General features: G+C 73.0%; 16 protein-coding genes. 3 read left to right on the top strand and 13 right to left on the bottom strand.

The annotated features are described in order from the left end of the window. Positions 1-75 precede the first annotated feature (75 nt). From carB to pyrR, 6 genes are read right to left on the bottom strand one after another with little or no spacing between them, the layout of a single operon-like run. Positions 76-3,390 carry a carbamoyl-phosphate synthase large subunit gene (carB, locus tag AC3ANM_RS03725; protein WP_488286797.1) on the bottom strand — a complete coding sequence of 1,105 codons (3,315 nt, stop codon included), beginning with the start codon at positions 3,388-3,390 and terminating at the stop codon, positions 76-78. Next, positions 3,390-4,565, bottom strand: coding sequence for a glutamine-hydrolyzing carbamoyl-phosphate synthase small subunit (gene carA / locus AC3ANM_RS03730; RefSeq protein ID WP_488286798.1), 1,176 nt, complete (start codon positions 4,563-4,565; stop codon positions 3,390-3,392). Before carA ends, carB begins: the two co-directional genes overlap by 1 nt. After that, positions 4,562-5,197 (bottom strand): PH-like domain-containing protein, encoded by a 636-nt coding sequence (locus AC3ANM_RS03735; protein WP_488286799.1) that lies wholly within the window; start codon positions 5,195-5,197, stop codon positions 4,562-4,564. The genes carA and AC3ANM_RS03735 overlap by 4 nt, the downstream gene beginning before the upstream one ends. Beyond that, complete coding sequence (locus AC3ANM_RS03740) at positions 5,194-6,483, bottom strand: dihydroorotase (RefSeq protein ID WP_488286800.1); 1,290 nt, start codon at positions 6,481-6,483, stop codon at positions 5,194-5,196. Before AC3ANM_RS03740 ends, AC3ANM_RS03735 begins: the two co-directional genes overlap by 4 nt. Beyond that, positions 6,480-7,424: an aspartate carbamoyltransferase catalytic subunit gene (locus tag AC3ANM_RS03745; protein ID WP_488286801.1), complete on the bottom strand. Its 945-nt coding sequence runs from the start codon at positions 7,422-7,424 to the stop codon at positions 6,480-6,482. The genes AC3ANM_RS03740 and AC3ANM_RS03745 overlap by 4 nt, the downstream gene beginning before the upstream one ends. Then, complete coding sequence (gene pyrR / locus AC3ANM_RS03750; RefSeq protein ID WP_488286802.1) at positions 7,421-8,011, bottom strand: bifunctional pyr operon transcriptional regulator/uracil phosphoribosyltransferase PyrR; 591 nt, start codon at positions 8,009-8,011, stop codon at positions 7,421-7,423. Before pyrR ends, AC3ANM_RS03745 begins: the two co-directional genes overlap by 4 nt. A 189-nt stretch (positions 8,012-8,200) precedes the next feature. Between pyrR and AC3ANM_RS03755 the strand changes: the two genes are divergently transcribed. Then, on the top strand, positions 8,201-8,686 hold the full coding sequence (locus tag AC3ANM_RS03755) for a helix-turn-helix domain-containing protein (RefSeq protein WP_488286803.1): 486 nt from the start codon (positions 8,201-8,203) through the stop codon (positions 8,684-8,686). A 30-nt stretch (positions 8,687-8,716) separates the two neighbouring features. Here the strand turns inward: AC3ANM_RS03755 and nusB are convergent, their stop codons facing one another. From nusB to aroQ, 5 genes are all read right to left on the bottom strand, one after another. Then, positions 8,717-9,130 carry a transcription antitermination factor NusB gene (nusB, locus tag AC3ANM_RS03760; RefSeq protein ID WP_488286804.1) on the bottom strand — a complete coding sequence of 138 codons (414 nt, stop codon included), beginning with the start codon at positions 9,128-9,130 and terminating at the stop codon, positions 8,717-8,719. 66 nt (positions 9,131-9,196) lie between these two features. Continuing rightward, a complete protein-coding gene (efp, locus tag AC3ANM_RS03765; protein WP_488286805.1) occupies positions 9,197-9,757 on the bottom strand; it encodes an elongation factor P in 561 nt (186 codons plus the stop codon). Between the two features lie 186 nt (positions 9,758-9,943). After that, entirely contained in the window at positions 9,944-10,822 is an 879-nt protein-coding gene (locus tag AC3ANM_RS03770; protein ID WP_488286806.1) for an aldo/keto reductase, read from the bottom strand. Positions 10,823-10,922: 100 nt separating this feature from the next. Next, complete coding sequence (locus AC3ANM_RS03775) at positions 10,923-11,930, bottom strand: GNAT family N-acetyltransferase (RefSeq protein ID WP_488286807.1); 1,008 nt, start codon at positions 11,928-11,930, stop codon at positions 10,923-10,925. Next, positions 11,927-12,367, bottom strand: a complete 441-nt coding sequence (gene aroQ, locus AC3ANM_RS03780; protein ID WP_488286808.1) for a type II 3-dehydroquinate dehydratase — start codon at positions 12,365-12,367, stop codon at positions 11,927-11,929. Before aroQ ends, AC3ANM_RS03775 begins: the two co-directional genes overlap by 4 nt. A 151-nt stretch (positions 12,368-12,518) precedes the next feature. On the opposite strand from aroQ, the gene AC3ANM_RS03785 reads away from it, so the two are divergent. Together AC3ANM_RS03785 and AC3ANM_RS03790 are read left to right on the top strand one after the other, a co-directional pair. Next, positions 12,519-13,121, top strand: a complete 603-nt coding sequence (locus AC3ANM_RS03785; protein ID WP_488286809.1) for a hypothetical protein — start codon at positions 12,519-12,521, stop codon at positions 13,119-13,121. A 63-nt stretch (positions 13,122-13,184) separates the two neighbouring features. Continuing rightward, the gene (locus tag AC3ANM_RS03790) at positions 13,185-14,918 is read left to right on the top strand and encodes a DUF4012 domain-containing protein (RefSeq protein WP_488286810.1); all 1,734 of its coding nucleotides are present in this window, start codon (positions 13,185-13,187) and stop codon (positions 14,916-14,918) included. 24 nt (positions 14,919-14,942) lie between these two features. On the opposite strand, the gene aroB is transcribed toward AC3ANM_RS03790, so the two are convergent. Both aroB and AC3ANM_RS03800 read right to left on the bottom strand, forming a co-directional pair. Beyond that, positions 14,943-16,046, bottom strand: coding sequence for a 3-dehydroquinate synthase (gene aroB, locus AC3ANM_RS03795; RefSeq protein WP_488286811.1), 1,104 nt, complete (start codon positions 16,044-16,046; stop codon positions 14,943-14,945). After that, positions 16,043-16,642 (bottom strand): shikimate kinase, encoded by a 600-nt coding sequence (locus AC3ANM_RS03800; RefSeq protein ID WP_488286812.1) that lies wholly within the window; start codon positions 16,640-16,642, stop codon positions 16,043-16,045. Before AC3ANM_RS03800 ends, aroB begins: the two co-directional genes overlap by 4 nt. Positions 16,643-16,648 lie beyond the last annotated feature (6 nt).

A 16,648-nucleotide genomic window follows, 5' to 3' on the forward strand; every position in this document is an offset into this window, starting at 1 on the left:
CCCCGGCCTCCGCGACGCTGGCGGCCGCGAGGTCGGCCGCCAGCTCGGCGGCCGCCTCCGCTCCCCCGCCGGCGATCACTCGGTCACCGGCCGCGCATACAGGTTGAGGTCGCGTGCATGGTCCTGCAGCGACTTCACCCGCACCGGCCCGGCCATCTGCGCCTCGATGCCCTGCACCGCCGCGGCGAGCTGCTGGACGGTGGTGATGATCGGCCGGTCCATGCTCGTCGTCGCGGCGCGGATGGCGTAGCCGTCGGCGCGGGCGTCCCGGCCGGACGGGGTGTTGACCACCATGCCCACCTCGCCGGCGAGGATCCGGTCGACGATCGTCGGCTCGCCGTCGGGGCCCTCGCCCTGGCTGTGCTTGCGCACCACCTCGGCGTCGATCCCGTTGCGCCGCAACACCTCTGCGGTGCCGGCGGTGGCGATCAGGTCGAAGCCGAGGTCCGCGAGGCGCTTGACGGGGAAGATCATCCCCCGCTTGTCGCGGTTGGCGACCGAGACGAAGATCGTGCCCTTGCGCGGCAGGCCGCTGATCGAGCCGAGCTGGCTCTTGGCGAACGCCGCACCGAAGTCGGCGTCGATGCCCATGACCTCACCGGTGGAGCGCATCTCCGGCCCGAGCAGGCTGTCGACGACCTGGCCCTCGCGGGTGCGGAACCGCTTGAACGGCAGCACCGCCTCCTTGACCGCCATCGGGGCATGCGCCGGCATCCGGCCGCCGTCGCCCTCCGGGGGCAGCAGGCCCTCCTCGCGCAGCTCGGCGATCGAGGCCCCGAGCATGACCCGGGCGGCCGCCTTGGCCAGCGGCACTCCGGTGGCCTTGGCCACGAACGGCACGGTGCGGCTGGCGCGCGGGTTCGCCTCCAGGACGTAGAGGACGTCCTGGGCCAGCGCGAACTGCACGTTCATCAGGCCCTTGACGCCGATGCCCTGCGCCAGCTTGAGCGTGGACTCGCGGACGCGGGAGAGCTCCTCGGGCCCGAGGGTCACCGGCGGCAGCACGCAGGCCGAGTCGCCGGAGTGGATCCCGGCCTCCTCGATGTGCTCCATGATCCCGCCGAGGTACATCTCGTGGCCGTCGTAGAGCGCGTCGACGTCGATCTCGATCGCCTCGTCGAGGAACCGGTCGACCAGCACCGGGTGCTCGGGCGAGGCGTGGGTGGCGCGGGTGACGTAGCCCGCGAGCGTCTCGTCGTCGTAGACGATCTCCATGCCGCGGCCGCCGAGGACGTAGGAGGGGCGCACGAGGACCGGGTAGCCGATCTCGCGGGCGACCTCGATGGCCTCCTCCGCGCTGTAGGCCGTCCCGTGCCGCGGGGCGGGCAGCGCCGCCTCGTGCAGGACGCGGCCGAAGGCGCCGCGGTCCTCGGCGAGGTGGATCGCCTCCGGGGAGGTGCCGACGATCGGCACGCCCTCGTCCTTGAGCGCGCGGGCCAGGCCGAGCGGGGTCTGCCCACCGAGCTGGACCACGACGCCGGCGATGGGGCCGGCCTGCCGCTCGGCGTGGACGACCTCGAGCACGTCCTCCAGGGTCAGCGGCTCGAAGTACAGCCGGCTGGAGGTGTCGTAGTCGGTGGAGACCGTCTCGGGGTTGCAGTTGACCATGACCGTGTCGAAGCCGTGGTCGCGCAGGGCGAAGCTGGCGTGGACGCAGGAGTAGTCGAACTCCACGCCCTGGCCGATCCGGTTGGGCCCGGAGCCGAGGATGATCACGGCCGGCCGCTCGCGCGGCTGGACCTCGCTCTCCTCGTCGTAGGAGCTGTAGTGGTAGGGCGTCTGCGCCGCGAACTCCGCCGCGCAGGTGTCGACCGTCTTGTAGACCGGGCGCACCCCGAGGGCGTGCCGCACGCCGCGCACGACGGCCTCGGGCATGCCCGTCAGCTCGGCGATCTGGGCGTCGCTGAAGCCGTGGCGCTTGGCCAGGCGCAGCAGCCGCGGCGTGAGCTGGTCGGCCCCGGCGATCGCCTCGGCGACCTGGTTGATGAGCTGCATCTGGTCGAGGAACCACGGGTCGATGCCGGTGGCCTCGTGCACCTGCTCGACGGACAGGCCGCCGCGCAGCGCCTGCTGCACCAGCACGATCCGGCCGTCGGTGGGGGTGCGGGCCTGCTCCAGGAGCGCCCGGGCCTGCTCCTTGGACGGGGACTCGTCCCGGCGCCAGTGGAAGCTGGACCCCTTGCGCTCCATGGACCGCAGCGCCTTCTGCAGCGCCTCGGTGAAGTTGCGCCCGATCGCCATGGCCTCGCCGACCGACTTCATCGTCGTGGTCAGCGTCGGGTCGGCGGCCGGGAACTTCTCGAACGCGAACCGCGGCACCTTGACGACCACGTAGTCCAGCGCCGGCTCGAAGCTGGCCGGGGTCTCGCGGGTGATGTCGTTGGGCACCTCGTCGAGGGTGTAGCCCACGGCCATCTTCGCGGCGATCTTGGCGATCGGGAAGCCGGTGGCCTTGGAGGCCAGCGCCGAGGAGCGCGAGACGCGCGGGTTCATCTCGATGACGATGATCCGGCCGTCGGCGGGGTTGACCGCGAACTGGATGTTGCAGCCTCCGGTGTCGACGCCGACCTCGCGGATGACCTTGATGCCGATGTCGCGCAGCCGCTGGTACTCGCGGTCGGTCAGCGTCAGCGCCGGGGCGACGGTGATCGAGTCGCCGGTGTGCACGCCCATCGGGTCGAGGTTCTCGATGGAGCAGACCACCACGACGTTGTCGGCGTGGTCGCGCATGACCTCGAGCTCGTACTCCTTCCACCCCAGGATCGACTCCTCCAGGAGCACCTCGGTGGTCGGGCTGTCGTGCAGGCCGGCACCGGCGATGCGGCGCAGGTCGGCCTCGTCGTGGGCGAAGCCGGAGCCGAGGCCGCCCATGGTGAACGAGGGGCGCACGACCATCGGGTAGCCGAGCTCCTCGGCCGCCGCGAGGCACTCGTCCATGGTGTGCGCGATGATCGAGCGGGCGACCTCGGCGCCGCAGCGCTCGACGACGCCCTTGAACGCCTGGCGGTCCTCGCCGAGCTGGATCGCGTCGACGTTCGCGCCGATCAGCGGGCAGTTGTACTTCTCCAGGACGCCGTTCTCGTGCAACGCGATCGCGGCGTTGAGGGCGGTCTGGCCACCGAGGGTGGCCAGGACCGCGTCGGGGCGCTCCTTGGCGATGATCGACTCGATGACCTCAGGGGTGATCGGCTCCACGTAGGTGGCGTCGGCGAACTCGGGGTCGGTCATGATCGTCGCCGGGTTGGAGTTGACCAGGATGACCCGGATGCCCTCCTCGCGCAGGACGCGGCAGGCCTGGGTCCCGGAGTAGTCGAACTCGCAGGCCTGGCCGATGACGATCGGGCCGGACCCGATGACCAGGACGCTGTTGATGTCGTTGCGCTTGGGCATCAGGCGCGGCCCTCCTTGTGGGTGGTCATCAGGGAGACGAAGCGGTCGAAGAGGTAGCCGGCGTCGTGCGGGCCGGCCGCCGCCTCGGGGTGGTACTGCACGGAGTAGGCCGGCAGGTCCAGGCACTCCAGGCCCTCGACCACGTCGTCGTTGAGGCAGACGTGGGAGACGCGCACCCGCCCGTATGCCGTGCCGGTGGCGTCACTGGGGGCGCTCACCTCGCCCTCGAGCGGGGCGTCGACGGCGAAGCCGTGGTTGTGGGCGGTGACCTCGACCTTGCCGGTGCTGCGGTCGATGACCGGCTGGTTGATCCCGCGGTGGCCGTACTTGAGCTTGTAGGTGCCGAAGCCCAGGGCCCGCCCGAGCAGCTGGTTGCCGAAGCAGATGCCGAAGAAGGGGATCCGGGCCTGCAGGACCTGCCCGAGCAGCTCGACCTCGCGGTCGGCGGTGGCCGGGTCGCCGGGGCCGTTGGAGAAGAAGACGCCGTCGGGTGAGAGGGCCTGCACCTGCTCGAACGTCGCGGTGGCCGGGAGCACGTGCACCTCGATGCCCTGCTGGGCCATCAGCGCCGGGGTCATCGCCTTGATGCCGAGGTCGACCGCGGCGACGGTGAAGCGCTTCTCCCCCACCGCGGGCACGACGTAGGGCTCGGTCGTGGTGACCTCACCGGCCAGGGCCGCGCCGCTCATCTGCGGTGCGGAGCGGACCCGCTCGACCAGCCGCTCCTGCGGCTCGCGGGCGGCCTCGCCGGAGAACACGCCGACGCGCATGGCGCCACGCTCGCGCAGGTGGCGGGTCAGCGCCCGGGTGTCGATGCCGCTGATGCCCACGACGCCCTGGGCGACGAGCTCGTCCTCCAGGGACCGCTGCGAGCGCCAGCTGGACGGCCGCACGGCGGGGTCGCGGACCACGTAGCCGGCGACCCAGATGCGCCGGGACTCGGGGTCCTCGTCGTTGATGCCGGTGTTGCCCACGTGCGGGGCGGTCATGACGACCACCTGGCGGTGGTAGCTGGGGTCGGTGAGCGTCTCCTGGTAGCCGGTCATGCCGGTGGAGAACACGGCCTCGCCGACGGTCTCGCCGACGGCTCCGTAGGCGTCGCCGCAGAAGGTGCGGCCGTCCTCCAGGACCAGGATCGCCGGCTCGTTGTCGAGCAGGTCGGTCAGCGCGTTCACAGGTCTCCGTCCTCGGTCAGCCGGGTCACGGCCTCGATCAGCGTGTCGGTGTCGTCCTTGTAGCGGGGCAGGAAGCCGGTGTCGTAGATCTGGCCGTCGGGGGCGCGCCAGGAGACCACGACGAGGCGGTTCTGGCCGACGAACTTGCCGGCCATGCCGCGGTCGAGCCGCACGGAGGTCACCGTGTGCCGCTCGACGTGGACCGGGACCGCGCCCTGGCGCTCCCACCGGACGCCGGCGCCGTCGACGATCATCGTCGCCTCGGCCTTGGCCCCCAGCCCGGCGGCGTTGACCCTCTCGAGGCGGGAGACCGCGATGGTGGTGCTGACGTAGGTGCCCTCGGCGCGGGCCCAGTCCTCGATCGCCATGGGCAGCTCGAACTGGCCGGTCTCCTCCAGCGACATCAGGGTCGGGGCGTCGTCCGGCTCGGCCGGGGCCGCCACCACGGGCAGCTCCCCCGTGGCGTCGCGCTGGACGGGGTCCGCGCGGTAGGACGCCAGGGGCGTGCCGGTGGCCGCTGCGACCGCCGCGGACTGGTGGCGGCGCGCGCGACGCAGCCACCCGAGATACATCAGGGCGTAGACCACCCCGAGGACGATCAGCAGCACCCCCACTGCCTGCAGGCGGGTCATGCCAGGGCTCCCTTCAGCACCGTGGGGCGGCCCCGCAGCACCGTGCCGTGGACGGCACCGGTGAGGGTGCGCCCGTGCCACGGGTTGTTGCGGGACAGCGAGTGGGACGCGTGACGGTCGATGGTGACCGCGGCGTCGGGGTCGACGAGGGTGAGGTTGGCCGGCTCCCCCACCGCGAGCGGGCGGCCGTGGCCGGCCAGGCCGGCGATCCGCGCCGGGTTGACCGACATCGCCGCGGCCACCGCCGCCCAGTCCATCCGGCCTGAGCGGACCATGACGTCGCTGACGACGGACAGGGCGGTCTCCAGCCCGAGCATGCCGAAGGCGGCGTCGACGAAGGCGTGCTCCTTGTCGTGCCGGGCGTGCGGGGCGTGGTCGGTCGCGACGGCGTCGATCGTGCCGTCGGCCAGGGCCGCCCGCAGCGCCTCGACGTCCTCGGCCGGGCGCAGCGGCGGGTTGACCTTGAAGGTCGGGTCGTAGCCGGCCAGCAGGTCGGTGGTCAGCACCAGGTGGTGCGGGGTCACCTCGGCGGTGACGGCGATGCCCTGGGCCTTGGCCCAGCGCAGCACCTCGACCGAGCCGGCCGTGGACACGTGGGCGACGTGCACCCGGGAGCCGGTGTGCCGGGCCAGCATGACGTCGCGGGCGACGATGCTCTCCTCGGCCACGCCGGGCCAGCCGGGCAGGCCGAGGCGGCCGGAGAGCTCCCCCTCGTGGCAGCACGCGTCGGGCCCGGCCAGGCGCGGGTCCTGGGCGTGCTGGGAGACGACGCCCCCGAACGCCTTGACGTACTCCAGCGCCCGGCGCATCACGCGGGCGTCGGCGACGCAGCGGCCGTCGTCGGAGAAGACCCGGACGCGGGCGCGGCTGCGGGCCATCAGCCCGAGCTCGGCGAGCTCCTCCCCGGCCAGGCCCTTGGTCACGGCGCCGACCGGCTGCACGTCGACCAGTCCGGCGCGCTGCCCGAGCTCGGCGACCCGCTCGGCCGCCTCGGCGGTGTCGGTCACCGGCGTCGTGTTGGCCATGGCGAGCACCGCGGTGTAGCCGCCGACCGCCGCCGCGGCCGCGCCGCTGGCGATCGTCTCGGCGTCCTCGCGGCCGGGCTCGCGCAGGTGGGTGTGCAGGTCGACCAGGCCGGGCAGGGCCACCAGGCCGTCGGCGTCGATGACCTCGGCGTCACCGGGCGCGGTGACGTTCCCGACCTCGGCGATGACACCGTCACGCACGAGCAGGTCGGCCGCGCCGGCGCCGGCGAGGTCGGCGCCCTTGATGAGCAGGGTCGTCACGACTGGCTCCCTTCGGCGCCCCCGGAGGAGGCGAGCAGGTGGTAGAGGACCGACATCCGCACCGCCACCCCGGCGGAGACCTGGTCCAGGACCAGGGACTGGGCGGCGTCGGCGGCGTCGGCGGCGATCTCCAGGCCGCGGTTCATCGGCCCGGGGTGGCAGATCACGGCGTGCTCGGGCAGCCGGGCCAGCCGCTCGCGGGTCAGGCCGTAGCCCACGGTGTACTCCCGGGGCGTCGGGAAGTAGCCGCCAGACATGCGCTCGCGCTGCACGCGCAGCATCATCACCGCGTCGACGTGCGGCAGCACCTCGTCGAGGTCGTATGCCGTGTCGAACCCGTCGGTGGCCGCCCAGGTCGCGATGCCGCTGGGCATGAGGGTCGGCGGGGCGACGACGGTGACCCGGGCGCCGAGCGTGCGCAGGCAGATGAGGTTGCTGCGCAGCACCCGGGAGTGGGTCAGGTCGCCGACGATCGCCACGTGGCGGCCCTCGAGGTCGCCGAGGCGCTGGCGCATCGTCCACGCGTCCAGCAGCGCCTGGGTGGGGTGCTCGTGGGTGCCGTCGCCGGCGTTGACGACCACGGCGTCGACCCACTGCGAGACCTGCTGGGCGGCACCGCTGGCACCGTGGCGGATGACGAGGCCGTCGACGCCCATCGCGGCCACGGTCAGCACCGTGTCGCGCAGCGACTCCCCCTTGCTCGTCGAGGAGCCCTTGGCCGAGATGTTGATGACGTCGGCCGAGAGCCACTTGCCGGCGATCTCGAAGGAGGAGCGGGTGCGGGTGGAGTCCTCGAAGAAGAGGTTGACCACGGTGCGGCCGCGCAGGGTCGGCAGCTTCTTGACCTCGCGGCGCTGCACGTCGTGCATCGAGGTGGCGGTGTCCAGGATGGACAGCACCTCGTCGCGGTCGAGGTCGTGCATGGACAGCAGGTGCCTCATCGGCGCTCCCCTCCGGAGATCAGGACCTCGTCGGTGCCGTCGTGCTCGGCGAGGCGGACACTGACCCGCTCGCTGCTGGCCGTGGGCAGGTTCTTGCCGACGAAGTCGGCGCGGATCGGCAGGTCGCGGTGGCCGCGGTCGACCAGCACCGCCAGGCGCACGGCCTGCGGCCGGCCCAGGTCGGACAGGGCGTCCAGCGCGGCCCGGACCGTGCGGCCGGAGAAGAGCACGTCGTCGACGAGGACGACGGTGCGCCCGTCGATGCCGGGCTCGGGGACGTCGGTGTGCTCGACCGCGCGGGTGGGGTTGCGGCGCAGGTCGTCGCGGTACATCGTCACGTCGAGCGCGCCCACCGGGACCTCGCGGCCCTCGACCTCGGCCATCACCTTGACCAGGCGGCGGGCGAGGGCGACGCCACGGGTGGGGATCCCCAGCACGACGAGGGACTGGGCGCCCTTGTTGCGCTCGAGGATCTCGTGGGCGATGCGGCGCAGGGCCCGGGAGACGTCGGCCTCGCTCATCACCACGCGGGGGGCGGCGCCGTCCGCGGACGGGCCGCCGGGGGGTACGTCAGAGTCAGGACGCATGCGCGTCAGGACCTCCTTCCCCGCCTCACGGGACGGGTCGTTAAAGGATGTCGGTCGCGCCCACCTTACCGGGCGCCCGGCCCCTGTCCCGCACCGGCCGGTCGACCCCGGGCGTGGCCGGGCCCGGCCCCGGCGCAGCCCGGCCCGCGCCTCGCGGGTCGCCGGGCCGGCGGGAGGTAGGGTCGGCGCGTGGCGTCGGACTACGCACGGTCGCTGGGGGCCCGGCTGCGGTCGGTGCGCACACAGCAAGGGCTGTCCCTGCAGGCGGTGCAGGAGCGGTCCGGGGGCCGGTTCAAGGCCGTCGTGGTCGGCTCCTGGGAGCGCGGTGACCGCGCGGTCACGGTGGAGCGGCTCGCCGACCTGGCCCGCTTCTACGGCGTCGCCGTCGCGGCCCTGCTGCCCGACGGCGGTGGGCTGCCCGGGGCCGCCCCCGGCACGGCATACCGGCTGGACCTGCGTGCCCTGGCGCGCCTGCAGGGCAAGCCCACCCAGGCCCTGGAGCGGTATGCCGCGACCCTGCGCGCCCAGCGCGGGGAGGACTCCGCCGACCTGCCGCTCACCGAGGAGGACCTGCGGGCGCTGGCCTCGCTCCACGAGTGCAGCACCGGGCAGGTCCTGCAGATGCTGAGAGGCTGGGGTGTCCTGGTGGACACCCCAGCCTCCCCGGCGGGCTGACGTCGCGCAGACCCTCGCCCGGTCCAGTGGTCAGACCAGCGTCGGCTTGACCTCGGAGAGCCGGTTGAGCAGGCCGTTGACGAACTTGGGCGAGTCGTCGGTCGAGAGCGTGCGGGCGAGCTCGACCGCCTCCGAGATCGCCACCGCGTCGGGCACCTCGTCGGCGTAGAGCACCTCGAACGCCCCGATCCGCAGGATCGCCCGGTCCACCGCCGGCATGCGCTCGATCGTCCAGCCCTGGCTGTAGGTCGAGAGCAGCTCGTTGATCGCGTTCCACTTGCGGACCACGCCCTGCACGAGCTCGACGGAGTACTCGTTCAGCGGCGCCTCGGTGCCCGGGTGGGCGAGGCGCTCGGCCAGCAGGGTCTCGACGTTCATCCCGCGCTGCTCGGCCTCGAAGAGGACGTCGAGGGCGCGCTTGCGGGCCTTGCTGCGGGCGGACATCAGGGGGCTGCTTTCGGTGGTGCGGTCAGGGCCGGGTGGTGCGGTGCGTCGGTCTGGTGCAGTGCGTCAGTTGACGCGGCCGAGGTAGGAGCCGTCGCGGGTGTCCACCTTGACCTTGGTGCCGGTCTCGAGGAACAGCGGGACGGCGATCTGGGCGCCGGTCGAGAGGGTGGCGGGCTTGGTGCCACCGGTGGAGCGGTCGCCCTGCAGGCCCGGCTCGGTGTAGGTGATCTCCAGGACCACGGAGGCGGGGAGCTCGACGTAGAGCGGCACGCCGTCGTGGGTGGCGACGATCGCCTCCTGGTTCTCCAGCATGAAGTCGGCCGACTTGCCCACGACGTCCTCGGACACGTGGATCTGGTCGTAGGTCGAGCCGTCCATGAAGACGAAGTCGGAGCCGTCCTTGTAGAGGTACTGCATGTCGCGCTTGTCGACGTTGGCCGTCTCGACCTTGGTGCCGGCGTTGAAGGTCTTGTCGACGACCTTGCCGGACAGGACGGCCTTGAGCTTGGTGCGCACGAAGGCCGGGCCCTTGCCGGGCTTGACGTGCTGGAACTCCACGACGGACCACAGCTGTCCGTCGATGTTGAGCACCATGCCGTTCTTGAGGTCGTTGGTCGAAGCCACGCGCGGTTCTCTTTCGTATGACGGGCCGCCGGGTGCGCGGGTCAGCGCGGGCGGGCGCCCGTGAGGTCTGGTCAGGATCCCGGCCAGTCTAGCGGTCGGTCCCGCACGGTCCCCACGGCGGCGGGGGCCGGTCACCACGTGTCCCGGACCCGCCGTGCCGCCCCGGGACAGGTGGCGGCCAGGGCGTCAGGCCTCGGGGATCGGACGGCCGAACCGCTCCAGGGTGATGTCGGCCGGCTCCGGGCCGCCGCGCCGACCGGTCTCGAGACCGTCCACCGCGGCCATCTCGTCCTCGCCCAGCTCGAAGTCGAAGACGTCGAAGTTCTCGGCGATGCGGTGCGGCTTGGTCGACTTCGGGATGACCGAGCGGCCCTGCTGCAGGTGCCAGCGCAGCATCACCTGCGCCGCCGACCTGCCGTGCGCCTCGGCGATCCTGCCGATCACCGGGTCCTCGAGCGTGCTGCCGTGGCTGCCGTCGCGGTAGAAGGTGATGCCACCGATGGGCGACCACGCCTGGGTCAGGATCCCGTGCTCGACGCCGAACGCCTGGACGTCCCGCTGCTGGAAGTAGGGATGGACCTCGATCTGGTTGACCGCCGGCACGACCGTCGAGCTCCCCAGCAGCGCGGTGAGGTGGTCGACCGTGAAGTTGCTGACCCCGATGGCCCGCACCGAGCCCTTGTCGAGCAGCGCCTCCAGCGCGCGGTAGGCGTCGAGGGTCCGGTCGAAGGCGGAGGGCAGCGCCTGGTGCAGGATCAGCAGGTCGACCTGCTCGACCCCGAGCTTGGCAGCGCTCTTCTCGAAGCCGTGCAGCGTCGCGTCGTAGCCGTAGTCGCTGATCCAGATCTTCGTCTCGACGAAGATCTCGTCGCGGGCCAGCCCGGAGGAGTGGATGGCCTCCCCGACCTCGCGCTCGTTGCCGTACGCCGCGGCGGTGTCGATGTGCCGGTAGCCGGTGCGCAACGCCGCCTCCACGGCCGCCCGGGTCTCCTCGGGTGGGGTCTGGAAGACCCCCAGCCCGAGTGCGGGCATCTCGACGTCGTTGTTCAGGGTGAGCGTGTCCATGTCAGCGACCGTAGACATCCCGCGGGGATCCTGGGAGGCCCTGCCAAGACCCCCTTCGTCCGGGAGGTGGTGCCACGACAGGGAGCGACCGGCGGTCCGCTCAGAGCGCCCGCTCGTAGCGCAGCACCCTCTCCCCCGCCTCGTCGACGCGGGTGTGCTCCGGGGTGAGCCGGAACCCGAGCCGCTCGTAGATCCCGCGGGCGCGCGGGTTGTCCTCCAGCACCCACAGCTGCGCCCGCTCGAAGCCCTGCGCCCGGCCCCGGTCGAGGACGTCGGCGAACAGGGCGGTGCCGATGCCCCAGCCCTCGCGGGCTGGGTCGGTCGCCACGGTCGAGACGTGCAGCAGCCCGGGCACGGGGGCGGCGTCCCCGACGCCGATGCCCGCCACGGCCTGCTGGCCGATGGCCGAGCCGACCAGCTTGTCCCCGACATGGGCGAGACGCCGGATGCCGTGCGCGAGCTTGCCGGCGGCGGCCGCCTCGTCCAGCTCCGGCGCCGGACGGCCGTCGGGCCGGGCTGCGGCCCGCGCCCACAGGTCCATGACCGCGTCGCGGTCGGCCGGCCCACCCTCGCGCACCGTCGGCAGGGCGATGTCGTAGCGAAGGGAGGGCTCCTCGCCGTACCACTGCCCCTGCCCCGTGACGACTCCCCCGAGCCGCTCGGCCAGCGCCCGGCTGCGGGTGTTGTCGTGGCGCACGAGGGCCAGGACCGCGGGCAGGCGCAGCTGCCACGCGGCATACCGCAGCACCGCGCGCATCCCCTCGGCGGCCAGGCCGCGACCCCACTGGTCGACGGCCAGGAACCAGCCGACCTCCGGCGGGTCTGCGGGCACCGCGTGCTTCCACGGCCGCAGCGAGAACCTCCCGACCACGCGGTCGGGGTCGGCCGACCCGTCGGTCAGGTGGGCCACCCAGCCGCCCAGGCCCGGCGGCAGGTCCTCGAACACGCGCAGGTAGCCGGCCTTGTCCTCCACCGTGGCGTGCGCGCCGGAGGCGAGGTGCGCCGCGAACTGCGGCGCGGCATACAGCTCGTGCAGGCCTGCCGCGTGGCGCGCGGGGTCCAGCGGCTCCAGGCGCAGGCGGGTGGTGCGCAGCGGCGGGACGCTCACCGGGCGAGGGCGCGCAGGGCCAGCATGTAGGAGTCGGTGCCGAACCCGGCGATGGTGCCGGTGGCGACGCCGGCCACGACCGAGGTGTGCCGGAACTCCTCGCGGGCGGCCGGGTTGGACAGGTGCACCTCGATGAGGCGGTGCCCGGAGGTCGTGACCATCGCGCAGGCGTCCCGCAGGGCGTAGGAGTAGTGCGTGAACGCCGCGGGGTTGAGGACGACGTCCGCGCCGGCGTCGACCGCCTCGTGGACCCAGCCGACCATCTCGCCCTCGTCGTTGGTCTGCCGGAAGTCCACGGAGAGGCCGAGCTCGAGCGCCTCCCGCGCCACGCGCTGCTCCACGTCGGCGAGGGACTCGCTGCCGTAGACCTCCGGCTCGCGGGTGCCGAGCCGGTTGAGGTTGGGGCCGTTGAGCACGAGGACGGGGGCTGTCGTCATGCCGGGGATTCTAGGAGCCCTTCACAAAGGCACATTCCCGCACGCACCGGAAGAAGACGAATTGAGCGAAAAAGCCCCCACATGGGTTCTTTCTTCGCTACTTTTCGACTGGACCACCATCGAGGGTTGCCTAATTCAGGGGAGAAAACACATGCGCGCTTTCAAGGCGGCGCTCGCTGCCGTCAGCCTTTCGGCCGCGCTCACGGGCGCCACCGTCGCCCTCGCGGGCGCCGCGGATGCCGCCACGTGCCAGGGGGGATACCCGGCCAGCCAGTGCACCGTCGCCGTGAGCGACACCACGGTCACGCCGGGCGAGAAGGTCTCGTTCCAGGCCAAGGGCTTCGCCGGCAAGGAGCTCGTCGTCGGTACGGTCCGCTCGACGCCCCAGGTCGTCGGCCGGTGGCGCGCCAGCGGCGGCGGCGTCGTGTCCGGCTCGTTCAAGGTGCCGACCAACCTCGACCCCGGCACCCACACCTTCACGCTGGTCGGCTCGACCTCCGGGGTCTCCAAGAGCACGACCTTCACCGTGGTCGGCGCCGCGGGTGCCGGCACCGGAACGGGCACGGGCACCGGGACGGGCACGGGCACCGGGACTGGCACCGGGACTGGCACGGGCGCTGGCACGGGTAACGGCTCGCTGGCCTTCACCGGTGCCGACGTGGCCCGCACGGTCGGCGCTGGCCTGGTGCTGATGGTCGGCGGTGGGGCCCTCGTGGTGGCCTCCCAGCGCCGCAAGAGCAGCTCCGCCGCCTGACACCGGGCGTTGCCAGTCCGCCGGCGAGGCATTCGCCTGGGTGCCTCTGTCCTCGCCGCGGGCGTGGCGGCCTACGCCCTGGTGCTCGCATGGTCGGTCGTCCAGACCCACCGCCACCTGCGTGATGCGCAGGTGGCGGTGGGTCTGTTGCGTGCCGACCTGACCCGCAAGGACGCCCCGGCGGGGACGGTGGAGGCCCGGCTCAGGTCGGTGCAGCACGAGGCCCGGGCCGCCCGGGCGCTGACCGACGGACCGGTCTGGGACCTGGCGGCGGCCCTGCCTTGGGCCGGCCGGCCGTTCACCACCGTCCAGGGCGCCGCCGACGCGGTCGCCGACCTGGCCGACGAGGTGCTCCCCGACCTGCACCGGGTCCAGGGCGACCTGCTCCACGGGGACCTGCAGCACCAGGGTGGCGGCCTCGACCTCGCCCCGCTGCTGCGGGCGAAGGCTCCGTTGACCCGCGCCGCCGAGACGACCACGAGGATCCGGGCCCGGGTGCAGGCGTTGCCCGTGACCGGGATCGGCGCGGTCGACTCCGGGCGAACCCGACTGCTCGGCCAGCTCGACGACATGGTCAGCCAGCTGGACACGACCCGCGACGTGGTCGCACTGGTGCCCCCGATGCTCGGTGCCGACGGACCACGCCGCTACATCCTGGCCTTCGAGAACAACACCGAGGCGCGAGGGCTCGGCGGCCTCCCCGGTGCCTACGCCGTCCTCAAGGCCGACCGCGGCAAGCTCTCCTTCGAGCACTTCGGCGCGGACAACGACTTCAACGGCGTGACCATCTCCACCAAGGGCCTCGACCCCACCTTCCTGACGCACGCCGCCGGCTCGGCGGTCAACCGGGTCTTCGTCAACAGCACGGTGAGCCCGCACTTCCCTTACGCCGCAACGATCTTGATGCGCTACTGGCAGGCCCGCACAGGGCAACGCCTCGACGGCGCGCTGGCCACCGACCCCTCTGCCCTCTCGATGCTCCTGGCCGTCGCCGGACCGACCCGGCTCGCGGACGGGACGGTGCTCAACGCCGCCAACGTCGTGCCGCTGACCGAACGCGACGCCTACGCGCGCTTCGACGACCCGGTCCAGCGCAAGCAGTTCCTCGTGCTGGTGGCCAAGGCGGTGGCCGACGACGTGCTCCAGCGCGGGCCGTCCCACGCAGCGTCGATGGCGCAGGCTCTCGGCGCCGCCGTGGGGCAACGCCGCCTGCTCGTCTACAGCACCCACCCCGCGGAGCAGCAGGTCCTGGCACGCCGGCCGGTCGGCGGCACGCTCACCGACACCACCGGGCCGTTCTCCGGGGTGGTCATCAACAACGGCGGCGGCAACAAGCTCGACTACTACCTCGCCCGGGACGTCACCTACCGCACCGAGTCCTGCCAGGGTGACCCGCGCCGCACGACGGTGACGATCCGCCTCACCAACCGGGCGCCGCGCAAGGGCCTCACCACCTATGTGGCCGGCCGCGCCGACCTGCCCCCGGGCACCGTGCCCGCGGGCACCAACCGGCTGCTGGTGGACTACTACGCGACCAAGGGAGCGGCCTTCTCGGGCGGCACGCTCGACGGCCGGCAGGCGCTGCTGTCGATCGACACCGCCAACGGCCGCCCGGTCTTCACCTCCGAGCTGGAGATCGGGCCCGGGCAGACCCGCACCCTGGTCCTGCACCTCGAGGAGCCCGCGAGTGCTGTGGGCCCGGTGACGACGCTGGTCCAGCCGCTGGTGCTGCCGCAGACCACGCACGTGCTCGGGCCCGTGTGCGCGGCCCGACCCGCAGCCTCCGGCAAGCGCTGAGCAGCGGCCGGGCGCACGCCTGCCTCAGCCCAGCGAGATCGCCCCGGGCTTGACGTCCTCGCTGACCTCGGCGTACGCCGCCTGGAGCAGTGCCGGGTCGGGCCCCTCGAGCCGCGTGGGCCGGCCCAGGTCGTCCAGGACGACGAAGCGCAGCAGCGAGCCGCGGCTCTTCTTGTCGCGCTTCATGGCCTCCAGCAGGCGCGGCCACCGGTCGCCGCGGTAGGTCGTCGGCAGGCCCACGCTGCGCAGGACGCTGCGGTGCCGCTCCACCAGGGCGTCGTCGAGCTTGCCTGCCAGCCGCGCCAGCTCGGCCACGTAGACCATGCCCACGCTCACGGCGGCTCCGTGCCGCCACGAGTAGCGCTCGACCTGCTCGATGGCGTGGCCGAAGGTGTGCCCGTAGTTGAGGATCTCGCGCAGCGAGTCCTCCCGCAGGTCCTGCGCCACGACCTGTGCCTTGACGGCGACGGCGCGCTCGACGAGCTCACGCACCGGGGCCCCGTCGGGACGGGTCGCCGCCTCCGGGTCGGCCTCGATGAGGTCCAGGATCGCCGGGTCGGCGATGAACCCGCACTTGATGACCTCGGCCAGGCCGGAGACGAAGTCGTGCCGGGGCAGCGTCTCCAGCGTCGCGAGGTCGCACAGCACCCCGGCCGGCGGGTGGAACGCCCCTACGAGGTTCTTGCCCTCGGCGGTGTTGATGCCGGTCTTGCCGCCGACCGCGGCGTCGACCATGCCCAGCAGCGTGGTGGGCACGTGGACGACCTTCACGCCGCGCAGCCAGGTCGCCGCGACGAAGCCGGCGAGGTCGGTGACGGCCCCGCCGCCGACCGAGACCACGGCGTCGGTGCGGGTGAACCCGGCCTGGCCGAGGACGCCCCACAGGAACGCGGCAACCTCGGCCGACTTGGCCTCCTCGGCGTCGGGCACCTCGGCGACGTAGGCCGAGAACCCTTGTGCCGCAAGGTCATCGCGCACGGCCTCGCCTGTCGTGCGCAGTGCCCGGGGGTGCACGACGAGGACCCGCTCGACCTGGCCGCCGAGCATCGTCGGGAGCTCCCCGAGCAGGCCGGTGCCGATGACCACGTCGTAGTCACCGCCGACGCTGATCCGTGTCGCCTCGCTCACTGCTGCTCTCCTGCTCCTCGTGCGCCGGTCCCCGCGAGCCCGAGCTCCCGGGCGATCTCGGCGGCGATGTCCTCGGGGGTGCGCCCGGCCGTGTCGACCCGCACCGTCGCCAGCCGCTCGTAGGTTGCGCGCCGGGCGTCCATCAGCCGGACCCACTGGGCGCGGGGGTTCATCGCCAGCAACGGCCGGCTCCGGTCGAAGCCGACCCGCTTGGCGGCGTCGGCGATGCCCACCTCGAGGAACACCACGGTGTGCCCGGCCAGCGCCTGCGCCGTCGCCGGGTCCATCACCGCTCCCCCGCCCAAGGACAGCACGCCCGTGTGCGAGGCCAGTGACGCCTCGACCTCCGCGCGCTCGAGCTCGCGGAAGCGGGGCTCGCCGTCCTCGATGAAGATGTCGGAGATGCTGCGCCCCTGCGCCTGCTCCACCGCCTCGTCGGTGTCGCGCAGCGCGACGCCGAGCAGGCCGGCGAGCGCGCGGCCGACGACGGTCTTGCCCGACCCCGGAGGCCCGATGAGCACCGCGACCGGCCGCGCCGTGGACCCGCCCGAGGCGGACGTGCCCGCAGCAGACCCGCCGGCGGGGGCGGACGGCATACCGGC

This window comes from Oryzihumus sp. JJN4-3R, assembly GCF_057747915.1.

Coding starts and splice junctions, on each gene's coding strand:
- carB (WP_488286797.1), bottom strand. CDS start 3,390: ATGCCCAAGCGCAACGACATCAACAGCGTCCTGGTCATCGGGTCCGGC.
- AC3ANM_RS03735 (WP_488286799.1), bottom strand. CDS start 5,197: ATGACCCGCCTGCAGGCAGTGGGGGTGCTGCTGATCGTCCTCGGGGTG.
- AC3ANM_RS03745 (WP_488286801.1), bottom strand. CDS start 7,424: ATGAGGCACCTGCTGTCCATGCACGACCTCGACCGCGACGAGGTGCTG.
- pyrR (WP_488286802.1), bottom strand. CDS start 8,011: ATGCGTCCTGACTCTGACGTACCCCCCGGCGGCCCGTCCGCGGACGGC.
- nusB (WP_488286804.1), bottom strand. CDS start 9,130: ATGTCCGCCCGCAGCAAGGCCCGCAAGCGCGCCCTCGACGTCCTCTTC.
- AC3ANM_RS03770 (WP_488286806.1), bottom strand. CDS start 10,822: ATGGACACGCTCACCCTGAACAACGACGTCGAGATGCCCGCACTCGGG.
- aroQ (WP_488286808.1), bottom strand. CDS start 12,367: ATGACGACAGCCCCCGTCCTCGTGCTCAACGGCCCCAACCTCAACCGG.
- AC3ANM_RS03785 (WP_488286809.1), top strand. CDS start 12,519: ATGCGCGCTTTCAAGGCGGCGCTCGCTGCCGTCAGCCTTTCGGCCGCG.
- AC3ANM_RS03800 (WP_488286812.1), bottom strand. CDS start 16,642: ATGCCGTCCGCCCCCGCCGGCGGGTCTGCTGCGGGCACGTCCGCCTCG.